The 12332-nt window shown below is 53.8% G+C and carries 11 protein-coding genes; 3 read left to right on the forward strand and 8 right to left on the reverse strand.

Annotated features, from left to right (window positions below; genetic code table 11):
• Positions 1-33: 33 nt before the first annotated feature.
• The 5 genes from AS19_RS12245 to speA form a co-directional block, all read right to left on the reverse strand.
• Positions 34-1563 carry an NAD(P)/FAD-dependent oxidoreductase gene (locus AS19_RS12245; protein ID WP_011589667.1) on the reverse strand — a complete coding sequence of 510 codons (1530 nt, stop codon included), beginning with the start codon at positions 1561-1563 and terminating at the stop codon, positions 34-36.
• A 1-nt stretch (position 1564) separates the two neighbouring features.
• Positions 1565-2413, reverse strand: coding sequence for an SDR family NAD(P)-dependent oxidoreductase (locus AS19_RS12250; protein ID WP_035461667.1), 849 nt, complete (start codon positions 2411-2413; stop codon positions 1565-1567).
• A gap of 464 nt (positions 2414-2877) precedes the next feature.
• Positions 2878-3333 (reverse strand): DUF4112 domain-containing protein, encoded by a 456-nt coding sequence (locus AS19_RS12255; protein WP_011589669.1) that lies wholly within the window; start codon positions 3331-3333, stop codon positions 2878-2880.
• A complete protein-coding gene (locus tag AS19_RS12260) occupies positions 3333-3677 on the reverse strand; it encodes a Rieske 2Fe-2S domain-containing protein (RefSeq protein ID WP_011589671.1) in 345 nt (114 codons plus the stop codon). The genes AS19_RS12255 and AS19_RS12260 overlap by 1 nt, the downstream gene beginning before the upstream one ends.
• Positions 3678-3729: 52 nt before the next feature.
• Positions 3730-5610: a biosynthetic arginine decarboxylase gene (speA, locus tag AS19_RS12265; protein WP_035461665.1), complete on the reverse strand. Its 1881-nt coding sequence runs from the start codon at positions 5608-5610 to the stop codon at positions 3730-3732.
• Positions 5611-5800: 190 nt separating this feature from the next.
• Here speA and speE point away from each other — a divergent pair, with 190 nt between their 5' ends.
• Positions 5801-6661, forward strand: a complete 861-nt coding sequence (speE, locus tag AS19_RS12270) for a polyamine aminopropyltransferase (RefSeq protein WP_011589673.1) — start codon at positions 5801-5803, stop codon at positions 6659-6661.
• 584 nt (positions 6662-7245) lie between these two features.
• Here speE and AS19_RS12275 read toward each other — a convergent pair.
• The 3 genes from AS19_RS12275 to AS19_RS12285 all read right to left on the reverse strand — a co-directional run bounded on the left by AS19_RS12275 (position 7246) and on the right by AS19_RS12285 (position 10387).
• Entirely contained in the window at positions 7246-8064 is an 819-nt protein-coding gene (locus tag AS19_RS12275; protein WP_144412649.1) for a hypothetical protein, read from the reverse strand.
• Between the two features lie 128 nt (positions 8065-8192).
• Positions 8193-9152: a DGQHR domain-containing protein gene (locus AS19_RS12280; protein WP_046962142.1), complete on the reverse strand. Its 960-nt coding sequence runs from the start codon at positions 9150-9152 to the stop codon at positions 8193-8195.
• A gap of 302 nt (positions 9153-9454) precedes the next feature.
• The gene (locus AS19_RS12285; protein ID WP_035461658.1) at positions 9455-10387 is read right to left on the reverse strand and encodes a LysR family transcriptional regulator; all 933 of its coding nucleotides are present in this window, start codon (positions 10385-10387) and stop codon (positions 9455-9457) included.
• A gap of 288 nt (positions 10388-10675) precedes the next feature.
• On the opposite strand from AS19_RS12285, the gene AS19_RS12290 reads away from it, so the two are divergent.
• Both AS19_RS12290 and AS19_RS12295 read left to right on the forward strand, forming a co-directional pair.
• Positions 10676-11353 carry a histidine phosphatase family protein gene (locus tag AS19_RS12290; RefSeq protein WP_035461656.1) on the forward strand — a complete coding sequence of 226 codons (678 nt, stop codon included), beginning with the start codon at positions 10676-10678 and terminating at the stop codon, positions 11351-11353.
• 134 nt (positions 11354-11487) lie between these two features.
• Positions 11488-12240: an SDR family oxidoreductase gene (locus AS19_RS12295; protein ID WP_046962143.1), complete on the forward strand. Its 753-nt coding sequence runs from the start codon at positions 11488-11490 to the stop codon at positions 12238-12240.
• The last annotated feature ends 92 nt before the right edge of the window (positions 12241-12332 follow it).

Below are 12332 nucleotides of genomic sequence, written 5' to 3' on the forward strand. Positions count from 1 at the left end.
AAAACCGTGCGCTTTTATTTATCCGTACCGTATTCAGGACACCTTGCTCAACACCGCTTCATTACGGTACGTCACGTCATAATCATCAAGATCAAACACACTCAGCCGTCGCTTCAATTCGGCCAATGACCAAGGCCAGGCGGCGAAGTTGCGGCCGTTCTGGTCCAGGTAATAGCTCTTGCAGCCACCACTATTAAACACCGTGCCTTTCAAGTGTTTTTGCACCTTGGCGTTATGCTGTCTGAGCACATCAGAGCGAATGGAGATTTTGCCAATATCGTTGTCCTTCACTTTTTTCAGGCCATCGATAATGTAATCCAGCTGCGCCTCGGCCAGCCCGATAAAGGAGTCGTAGACCAAAACGTTGGGGCCCAGCACCAAAAACGCATTGGGCGTATTTTCCAAGGCCGCGCCCAGATACGCTTCCGGCGACGTGTCTTTCCAAAGGTCCGACAGGCGATCACCATTGGCATTCACCACCTTGCTGCCAATCGGCGGGTGCGACACTTCAAAGCCGGTACCCCAGATAATCACATCCACTTCATGGCGTTCACCGTTGGCCGCGACCACAGTATTGCCATCCACTTCTACCAACCCGTGGGGAATCAGGTGGGTATTGTCTGCCTGCAAAGCCGGGTAGTAATCATTGGCGAACAGCACGCGCTTGCAGCCCAGGGTAAAGTCCGGCGTTACCGCCTTGCGCAAGGCCTTGTCACTAATCTGTAGCCGTAGCAGCTGTTTTGCTGCAGTACTAATGGGCCTCAACACCTTAGGGTTACGCAGGCCAAAGTTAATCACATTCAGCGATCTGGACACCGCATTGCGCCAGCCACGCTGAATCACCGGCAGCACTTCAATCGTCTGTTTGACTCTATCCCCCAGTGGCAGGTCCGGCTTGGGCAGCACCCAAGGCGCCGTGCGCTGGAACACAAACAACTCTTTCACCTTGGGCTGAATCTGCGGCACGAATTGAATGGCTGACGCGCCAGTACCGATCACCGCCACCCGTTTCCCGGTCAGGTCGTAATCGTGGTTCCACTTGGCGGAATGGAACATTTCCCCGCTGAAGCTTTCCAGCCCAGGGAGCACAGGGGTCTTGGATTCGGTAATCGGCCCGGTGGCAAAAACCACCGTCCGCGCCAAGTGCTCTCCGTTAGAGGTTCCCAACACCCAAAGGTAACGACTTTCATCCCAGGTCGCGCTCTGCAAATTCGTATTGAATTCAATCAGCGGCGTAATATCAAAATTGTCACTCACCTCTTCCAAGTAGCTGAGAATTTCAGGCTGCTTAGCAAACAGGTGGCTCCACTTGCTGCTCAACGCAAATGAATAGGAATACAACGATGACGGCACATCACAACCACAGCCGGGGTAGGTATTTTCCCGCCAGGTGCCTCCCACTCGGTCCGCTCGCTCGATGATTTTGAAATTGTTATAGCCTTCTTTCTTCAGCTTGATCGCGGCGGCAATACCGGAGATACCGGCACCGACAATAAACGAATCATAAATTTTTTCCGCAGGGCCCTTGGCCGCTGAGGGTTTGGTTTTTTTTGCTGCGGCCATGTTATGCCTCCTTGGTGCGAACAAAGCGGTAAGAGAAACTCATGAACTTGGCGTAAAGACGGGGCGACGCCCGCTTCATTATCCAAAACAGTTTGGCGTCCACCTGGGGGGTGGTGTACAGCTCGCCCTTATCCAGGCGGTTCAGGGTCAGCTTGGCCACGCTCTCACTGGTGGTCATGGCGTAGTTCATTAGCGCATGATCCGCCAGCTTGGCGTACCGGTCGGGGATACGGCCATTCTTAATAATATTGGTGGGCACCAGTGTCGGGCACAGCACATTCACCCGAATATTATCCTTGGCCAATTCCGAAAACAGGGTTTCAGACAGGGCACGTACCCCTGCCTTGCTCACGTTATAGGCGCTCATTTCTGGCGCCGCTGTGTACGACGCCGCAGACGCCACATTGATAATGGCGCCGTGCCCCTGCGTCTTGAAACCGGGTACAAAATAATGGCACCCGTTGATCACGCCCCACAGATTCACATGCATGCACCACTGCCAGTCTTCCAGGCTCAGCTCATCGAACTTGCCCCCCAGACCAACGCCGGCGTTGTTGACGACCAGGGTTACCGGGTGCCCCAGCAACGCTGCGGATTTTTCGGCCAAGGCAGCGACCTGCTTGGCATCGCCCACGTCACAGTGAACGGCAAACCCCTTCGCGCCCTGCGCGTTCAGTAACGCCACCGTTTCTTCGGCAGCCTTCAGATTCACATCGGCACAGACCACCGCGCCACCGCGCTTGCCCAGCTCCAGTGCAAAGCTGCGACCGATACCACTACCGGCGCCGGTCACCACCGCATAGGCATTTTTACTGGGCTTGATAAAACGCTGCTTCAAAAAATTCATCATTACGATTATCTCAACAGGTTATGGCGACACGCTCGATTAAACAGGCGCACCGGCAACATCACGCTCGCAGTGTCGGCACCCATGCCTTAATCAGATTCCGCGTCTTAAAGTACACAGTGGCAAGCGCGGCATCGTAAAAAACAGCATCGAGCCCCCTAACATACAAAGTGGAATTCATATGCCAGCGGGAGGCCTGCGGGGGGTTTCCCCGGTTTTCGGCGCGAATGAATTAATGGCACGATAAAGCGAATGCTTGTTCGGGTTCAATTCGGATTGTTATGCCGCTAAGGCCCGGCCCAGCCAGAGAAGAGCGACGAAAGAGGAAAGCCCGACTTTAAAGGCTCTCATAGATAGTAAGCGCACACAAACAAGGCAGTTTCAGGTCGCCTGATTATGCAGCAGCACCGCCGCTATTAGCGCACCAGGCAGCGCAAAAAAACCGGCGCAGGCGCGCCGGTTATCGATCACAAAATCAGGGTCAGGCCGCCAGTAATCACGGCAAATAGCACCGTCAGCCAGACCAGTGTCCACCACGGGAACGGCGGTGGCGGCGGCTCCACTTCCAGCTGCTTTTCCAGGTAGTTTCTCAGCAGCTGGGTGTTACGGGTATTGGCTTTGTAAATCGCATCAAAGGCATCGCCTACCACCGGCAGCAAGCCACCCAAGAAGTCGATGCCCATGTTGCGCAGCATACGCAGCTTCACGCCCTTACTGGCGCCGGCCCGCTGGGCCTCCACCAGCACATAGCTGCCAAGCACTAGGCCTGCCGCATCACCGACTATCGGCACCAAACCAATAATCGCCTCGGCGCCAATTTGAAACTTGGTGAAGGGAATGCCAATACTGCTGTCAGTGAAGCGGCTGAATTTTTCCAACCGCTCCAGCGCGGCTTGCTGCTGCGCCTTGCTCCGATTTGCCATTAGATCTCCACGTACAGCTGGCCGCCTTCTTCCGTTACCGGCCAAGTTTCCAGGGCTTTCTCACCCCGCACCACATTCAGTATTTGCACCCCCGGCGGGAAGTTCGCCCACTCGGTGACGGCACCGGTGCGGATATCAAACTTGGCCCGGTGCAGCGGGCACTGCACACACTGATCTTTAAGAATTTTGCCTTTGCCCAGCGACACAAACATATGGCTACAACGGGCCTGAGTGGCATAGAAGCCATCACTCAGGTGGTACACCACCAGCTTGGTGTCCCCCGCCTTCATGGCGCGGCTTTGTCCTTCCGGTAAATCTTGGCTGGCACAGAGTTCATAACGCATGGTGGTCTCCTTGCTGGCTGAGAATCAGTAATGAGTTGACCGTTCAACTCAATCATTCCAAATAGGTATACCCGCCCAACCCTTCGCGTACCAGTTCGATGAAGCCATCTTGTTCCGCTGCGCTTAAATGCGCTTGGCGACAATGCTGCTCCAAAGACGCCAACAGCCGGTCCGGGTCGTAATTCACGTAGCGTAACACCGAGCTCACCGTATCGCCTTGAATGGCGTGGTCCAGCACGATATTGCCCTGCGCATCCACATCCACATCCACGGAATCCGTATCCCCGAACAAGTTATGCATGTCGCCAAGGATTTCCTGGTAAGCGCCCACCATAAAAATGCCCAGGTGGCCGTTGAGCTGTTCCGGCAGCGGCAGGGTGGCTTCCACCCCTTCACCATCCACAAACTGGTCGATGCGGCCATCGGAATCACAGGTAATGTCCTGAATCACCGCACGGCGGGTCGCCGGTTTATCCAAACCGGAGAGCGGCAACACAGGGAACACTTGATTAATGCCCCACACATCCGGCACCGATTGGAACACTGAGAAATTCACGAACAACTTGTCCGCCAGGGTTTCGTTAAGGCTATCCAGCAGCGCCCGCTGCTGTTTGCGCAACGGATTCAGGCGGCCACGCAACGCCAGCAGGCAGTTGATGTATAACTGCTCGCCCCGCGCCCGCGCCGCCAGCCCTAACTCGCCTGCAATATAGCGCTGGTGAATATCCTGCCAGGCGCCGGCCACTTCCGAGAAGCGTTCCAGCAGGTTGCCCGGCTCGCCGGCCAACACCTGTTGCAGGCCCCACAGCTGCTGCAGCTCCGGCGCATCATGCTCGGTGGGTGCATCCACCGCCACCGGCGCCATCTGTTCCTGGTCGGTGATATTCACCAGCAACACTGCGTGGTGGGCGGTCAGCGCGCGGCCGGATTCAGAAATAATATGCGGCTCCGGCACGCCGTGCTCCGCACATTGCTGTTGCAGGGTCTGCACAATATGGCGGGCGTAATCGGCCACCCCATAATTCATGGAGCAGTAAGAACGAGAATGGGTGCCTTCATAGTCCACCCCCAGGCCGCCACCCACATCCACGGTTTCCACCGCCGCGCCCAAGGCGCGCATCTCGGTGTAGTAACGGGCCGCTTCGCGCATGCCCGCTTTAATGTCCTGAATATTGGCCACCTGGGAGCCCAAGTGAAAATGCAGCAGCTTCACGCAGTCCAGCCGCCCGGCGGCGCGGCAATGCTCAATGGCCGCCATCAGCTGCGGCGCACTCAAACCAAACTTGGATTTTTCACCGCCGGTGTTCTGCCAGTTACCTTTGCTGATACTCATCAGCCGTACCCGCAGGCCAATGCGCGGCGACACCCCCAGTTCATCGGCCAGTGCCAGCAGCGCCGGCAGCTCGGAGGTTTTTTCCACCACGATCTGCACATGGAACCCCAGCTTTTCGCCCATCAACGCCAAACGCAGGTATTCCGCATCCTTGTAGCCATTGCAGACAATGGTGTCGCCGGGGTTGGACAATGCCAGCACCGCCAATAACTCAGGCTTGGAACCGGCTTCCAGCCCTACCCGCTCGCCGTCATCGCGGGCACGGAGAATTTCGTGCACCACCCGGCGCTGCTGGTTCACCTTAATCGGGTACACCGGCGTGTAGTCACCCTGATACTGGTGCCCCTCGATAGCCTCCCGAAAGGCGCCCGCCAGCAGCTTCACCCGTTGGCGCAAAATGCCAGAGAAGCGCGCCAGCACCGGCGCCCGCAGGCCAGCCGCCCGGCAGCTTTCCAGCACCGCTTCCAGCGTGGCTTGGCCGCCTTGCTCGCCATTGGGGCGCACACACAGCTGGCCCTGGCCGTCGATACGGAAGTAACTGTCGCCCCAACGATCCACGTTATAGATATCGCTGGCGGGTACGGGAGAGTTATCGGTCATTGCGGGTCCTGAAAAAACGCCTGCACGCAACACGCGGGCAGGCCATCATGCGGTTAATGGTCGCCATTATGCCTGCCGAAAGGCCGCGCTAGCACCCATTTTTCATGCTTTCACAGGAGCCGTTCTGGTCTTACAATCGCCCCTATTGTCCACCACGGAGCTCGCCCGCTCCCAGCCACCGGAATCGCCCATGAGCAGCACCACAAAAAACTGGTTTTACGAGCACTTCGACTCCGCTGGCACCGCCTTCGGCCTGCGCCTGAAACAAAAACTGGAAGAAGTACAAACCGAGTACCAGCACATTGAGATGTGGGAAACCGACACCTTCGGTTACCTGATGACCATCGATGGCGCCACCATGCTTTCCACCCGCGACAACTTTCTCTACCACGAGATGATGTCGCACCCGGTACTGTTCAGCCATGCCAGCCCAAAGCGTGTCATCATTATTGGTGGCGGCGACTGCGGCACCCTGCGTGAAGTGCTGCGCCATCCGAGCGTGGAAAAAGCCACCCAGATCGACATCGACGAAATGGTCACCCGCTATTCCGAGAAATATTTCCCAGAATTGTGCGAGTCCAACGATGACAGCCGTGCCGAGCTATTGTTCGAAGATGGCGTGCAATACATGCGCAACTGTGAAGACGGCAGCGTGGACGTGATCATCGTCGATTCCACTGACCCGGTGGGCCCGGCGGAAGGTTTGTTCAAAGCCGACTTCTTCCGCGATTGCCACCGCGTGCTGGCCGACGGCGGCATCATCGTGCAGCAATCTGAATCCCCGCTGCTGCACAGCGACACCATCATTAAAGACCTGCACACCAACATGCGCGAAGCGGGCTTCACCACCACCCAAACCCTGCCCTTCCCGCAGCCGGTGTACCCCAGCGGCTGGTGGAGCTGCACCCTGGCGGGCAAGAACACCGACGTGAGCCGCTTCCGGGAAGCCGATGCCACCGGCAAAGGGTTTGATACCCGCTACTATTCAGCGGCGATTCATAAAGGGGCGTTGGTGATGCCGCCGTTTATGGAAGCGGCGATTAAGCGCTGAATTGAACGTTAAAAAATGCCCTTGTCTTCGCTGGAAGAAAGGGCATTTTTATTAAAAATTTTAGAAACCTACGAGCCGTTATCGACTAATTTTCGGGGGGATTACAGTTGTACCAGTTCACCCCGATACGCTGACCATTCTTCAATGTCAGCGTCAGGCCAGGAATCTCACCATCTTTCGAGTCGACCTTTACTTTTGAGAGATCAGGAAAAACACATTGCTACCGGTGTTTTTATAGTGGAAGCGCAGTCCTTTCGGTATTCGCCCAACCCCCCAGTCCCGCCACTCATCCACATCATCAAGATAAACGGTCAATGCATCCCAAAATGTGTGGGCCGCCAAGGGATAGAGGGGAATAACAGAAACCGCCCAGAAACTCTCAGTTATCAGGTAAACCAGAGCGGCGACAGCAAAAAAAAACGCAGGCCGAAGTGATTTCGACTTGCTTTCGGTATCTTTCGATTACGGCTTCATCGATCCGTGCTTCATCAATTTCTCATAACGATGCTCATTGCTTAATCAGTATCTTTTCTTGGAGCGCACGGGGCAAGACCTGCCCCCTATCCCATTCACGCTTCTTTGCATCAAGCTACAGCGCTTTCGTTAAGCATTCTTTTGAAATCAAATATCCGCCTATCTTTTTTATCTAGCATTTTTGACAAATCAAGAGATATAGATATCGCCAAATCAAAAACCTGAAAACAGGTAAGAAAAAATCTTTCAACTTCTGATGCAGACAATAAAGGATCACCGCAATCCACCTCAGCAACTCGCCACCTCTTAGCTGATGACATCAAATGATTAATCGTGGGGGCATGCTTAGGAAATGGATACCATACGCCATGCATAGACTTATAATTAACCTCATTCCTAAAAACTGAAAGCCAATTCCCTAGAGGACAACTGCCGCCATGGCGCAAGGCGGAAAGCATGGAGCTAAAATAACCTGAAAGTTCTTGCCTTCTTCTATCTGGCGCTCTTAACGAGAGCGAATTAGATGCCATTTCAGCCAAAAGATCCGAATAATTTCTCCATAAATCTTTATGGCTATCATTAAAGTGCTCAAATGATAAATCACCCCTTTCAAAATCAAAAGATGCAAGGTAATTACCAGACTTCAGCCTAGGATTAAAGCCAGCCTCTGTTCTAGCTCTTTCGCCCAAAAAATTAACATGACCAGGCTCAAGATAATTAAACGACTTTCCAAAAAGTCTAAGAGTAGCATGCGCAGAAAAGTATGCTGCATAATAAAGCTTTATAACCTTCCATGAAGAGGCAGCCCTATACGCCCCCTCACTTTCAGCCTCATTAAAAGTCTGAGCTGCATGCAACAAAAATTTAAAGGCATCGTAAGACATTACAGAAACCATATTCTCTTTATCCATCACATACAAAGAGAACATATTCCCTTCCGAGTTTATGTAGTAATCTCCGTCTATCAACCACTGCTTCAAAGAAATCGAACAGGAAGAATCATTAAGGAATTCCTTCCGATACCAAAGCTCCCTAATAAGATCGATATTTTCTGACTTCAAAGCGTAAACTCGCTGCGAAAGCTTTTTTCTAAATACTCCAGTATTCTCGTTTGGGATGTACCAATTAACTTATGGGATTGGACCCTATCAAAAAGAGAACCCAGAACCTGGCTAAAGTTTTCAACTGTATAGTCACCGCCAAAGCGATCCTTAACCCTTGATGCAACATGAACAAAAAAAGCGACAAATGCTCTAAATGTCGTACTCTGGACCAAGTTATCATGATCTCCATCGAGCCTAACCATTCCATCCTTAACCGCAGAAAGGTAATTGGAAACAATATCAAATATTTCATCTTCGCTACGCGTCACAAGAACCGGATAAACACTCCGCATTGCCGCATTAAACGTTACCCTTGATATTTTTTTCTTGGCTCTTTTAGCCGGTGACAACAAACCGAAAAGTGGGCTTCCAGGGTCCTCGTTCATTCGATCAAAAAGCTCTCTAAAAAGTTGCTCTTCAGTATTTTCATACTCAGCCTGCTGCTTGATATCCAAAAGAAGCTCTGAAGGAACTCCTCTTTGCTTAGAATTAATATCAATAAAAAGTCTTGATTCATCACGCCGACTCAAAGCGTCGTAAATAATGACAGGAACACGAATTTTACTATCTGACATCCTAAATCCATACACCCTATGCTGCCCGTCAATTATCAAAAATGACTTAGGGTTTACATCAAACTTGACAGTTTTATTTCTTGAGTCGTACTCAAGATCAGCAATTTCTTGTGCAGAGAGAATTATCGAGGTTGGAATCGTTCCGTGACCTGTATCAATATAGCCTGCTATTTCCGAAGCTCTTTTTTTGTCAAGCAGCCTTTGAAATCCTCTTTCAGGATCTTCATCTCTCGTCGATACGAAGGTGCACAAACCTAGCGTATCACTAGGCATTGCTAGCTGGTAAAATTTATGCTCGCCTTGGGTAATCAAAACTGCAGAAAAGCTTTCTTTAGCCAATTCACTCACCTTATTGGTATTTTAACTTAACAAGGATATGGTATTTCCCCGTTGACCACGCCGAAGAAAATAAGTTATTGCAGGCGCCAGCCACAGACTGGCATAAAGATAAACAGATAGGCATCCCTTCCCCCGATTCGCTTTCGCAGGCCGTGCCACCCTGGCTGGCCGATTTTCATTTGTGATCCTATTTTGAATCTACACAATCCACTCGCACAAATAAATGCACATGAGGAAAAGTCTGTTTACGGCTTACACTCCGCGTTGTAGGCGGCGATGAAGGTATCGGCGAGCCAGGGCCTCTACACAGCAGAGGCGCTGAGCTGAATGTCGTTTTGCATGACTTCCAGTTGCGCCAGCACCCGTTGGCGCAGCCAACTGTGAGCCGGGTCGGCACTCTGGTCGCGGTGCCAATACAGGTGCATTTCCAGCCCCGGCAATTCCCCAGGGAACGGCTTCCATACCAGTCCCTGATCGCTCAGCTGCCCGGCCAGGCTGGCGGGCATAGTGAGCAGCAAGTCGGTTTGTTGCACGGTGCTCAACGCGGCCTGGTAATGCTGGCAGCGCAAACGAATGTGCCGGCGATAGCCTTGCCGTGCTAGGCCAAAATCTTCCAACCCCGGCCCTTCGCGGCGGGATGACACCAGCACATGCTGGGCGGCGAGATAATCGGGCAGGTCCATGCCCTGGGCCAACGGGTGCGATTCACGCATCAGCACCACCAGCGGCCCTTCCAATACCACCTGATGCTCAATGGCTTCGGGCAGCGCCAGCATCACATCGCAGGCTAAATCCAGCCGACCACTGGCCAGTTCCGTGGCCATTTGCCGGCGGCTCACGGTTAACGATTGCAGTTTGATGCCCGGCGCTTCATCCATAAACTGGCTCATCAAGGCGGGCAGCAACCGCGCTTCCAGCCCATCGCGCAGGCCCAATACAAACGTACGCTCCGCTTCACTGGCATCGAAGCCGCCCTCTTCACTGAGGCAACGCTGAAAACCGCCCAGCGCGTGGCGCACCGGGCTCACCATGGCCCGAGCCCGAGCGGTGGGCACCATGCGGCTGCCCTGGCGAACAAATAGCGGGTCGTTTAGGCGGGCGCGCAAGCGCGCCAAGGCATGGCTAACCGCTGGCTGGGTGAGGTTGAGCACCTTGGCGGCGCGGGTCAGCGACCCTTCGGTATAGATGGCGTCGAAGACCACGAAAAGGTTCAGGTCGAATCGCGAAACATGCATGAAACTTATCCAAAATAATTGCCATGATTCATTGGATTTATTGAAACGCGCTCTCTAGCATCGGTCAATGGATAAGTGCTGGCGGCGCAATGGCCTACGGGTACGGATTGGCTAAATAATGCAGCTCGAAGCGGCTAAACATCTATTTTTCCTGCCGCCCCACGAAAGCGGCCGCCCGCCTTGGATAAAGCGGCTCATGCCGTTTGTGTTCAACCGGATGATGCGAAAAAGCGCCGAGCGCCTGCAACGTTAATGGAAACAACCTGAACAGAAAAAGAGCACTGATGTATGCCGGTGATTTACCTTATACGCCACGGCCAAGCCAGCTTTGGCAAAGAAGATTACGACCAACTTTCTGAGCCGGGCTGGGAACAAAGCCGGCTTCTTGGGCGCGCCCTACAAAACCAGATGCTGGGCCTCCCCCGTGCCCTCTGTGGCACCATGCGCCGCCACAGGGAAACCGCAGAGGCCACCCTGGGCGAGCTGGGCCTACCCAAAGAATGGCACACCGACACCGGTTTTAATGAGTACAACCACGAAGAGCTGCTGGCCGTCGACTGGCCCCTGGCCACCGACCGCCCCGCGCTCACCGCTTGGCTGGCGGAGCAGCAACAGCCGCGCAAGGTTTTCCAGGCCCGCTTTGAGCAGGCCCTGCGCCGCTGGCAGCGAGGTGAAGGTGACTACAGCGAAACCTGGCCCGCCTTTCGTGAGCGTGTGCTGGCCAGCACCTACAGCTTGGGTAACAGCTTAAGCAGCGGCGACAGCGCCTTGGTATTCACTTCCGGCGGCGCCATCAGCGTGATTATTCAACAGCTAATGGCCCTGGATAACGAAGCGCTAATTACTTATAACCGTAACCTGATTAATACCAGTGTGACTCGGGTACTTGTGAATGCAGGCACGTTGCGGCTAGTGTCGGTAAATGAGCACCTGCACCTGCCGAGCGATCAAGTAACTTATCGATAAAGAACAAGCGGAAAGTTCAATGTGTGAAACACGCGGCACAAGCATAGCCGATGGCTACACCGTGAAACTGCGTTTCAATTTTAACTGTTGAGCTTACTTTCATTCGAGCAACACGACACCGAGCGGAGAAAACAATGCCGACACGTCAAAACATTCTCATCACCGGCGCCAGCTCAGGGCTTGGCGAAGGCATGGCGCGCCTGTTTGCCGCCATGGGCCGCAACTTGGCGTTGTGCGCTCGGCGTATGGATCGGCTGGAAGTGTTGAAGGCCGAGCTGGAAGAAAAACATCCCGCCATCAAGGTGCTGATTAAACCGCTGGACGTGAACGACTACGACCAAGTGTTTGCGGTGTTCGATGCTTTCCGTACGGAAATGGCCGGCATCGATCGCATCATCGTCAACGCGGGCATGGGCAAGGGCCAACCCTTGGGCACCGGTTATTTCTATGCCAACCGGCAAACCGCTGAAACCAACTTTGTTGCTGCCCTGGCCCAGGCCGAAGCGGCCATGGAAATTTTCCGCGCCCAGGACAGTGGCCACCTGGTAATGATTTCTTCCATTAGCGCCATGCGCGGCATGAAGAAAAATTTGACCACCTATGCGGCCACCAAGGCCGGCGTGGCCATGCTGGCGGAAGGCCTGCAAATGGAATTACAAGATTCGCCTATCAATGTAACCACTATTTTTCCGGGTTTTATTCGCACCGAGATCAACGAAAAACTAAAGAACACGCCCTTTATGGTGGACACTGAAACCGGCTGCAAGGCGCTGGTTAAGGCCATAGAGAAAGAAGGCAAAAATGCCTCCGTACCTAGCTGGCCCTGGGGGCCACTCGGCTTCGCCATGCGCACCTTGCCGCTAAAAATGGTCGGCAAGATTATGTAGTAAATAATGTAGTAAGCGGCGCACCACGCTGCAGGCTTTTCGCTTTACCAACGCAAGAGGCCGCGCCCAAACATTAGGCGCGGCCTCTTGCG

Source organism: Alcanivorax sp. NBRC 101098, assembly GCF_001010505.1.
Classification (GTDB): domain Bacteria; phylum Pseudomonadota; class Gammaproteobacteria; order Pseudomonadales; family Alcanivoracaceae; genus Alcanivorax; species Alcanivorax borkumensis.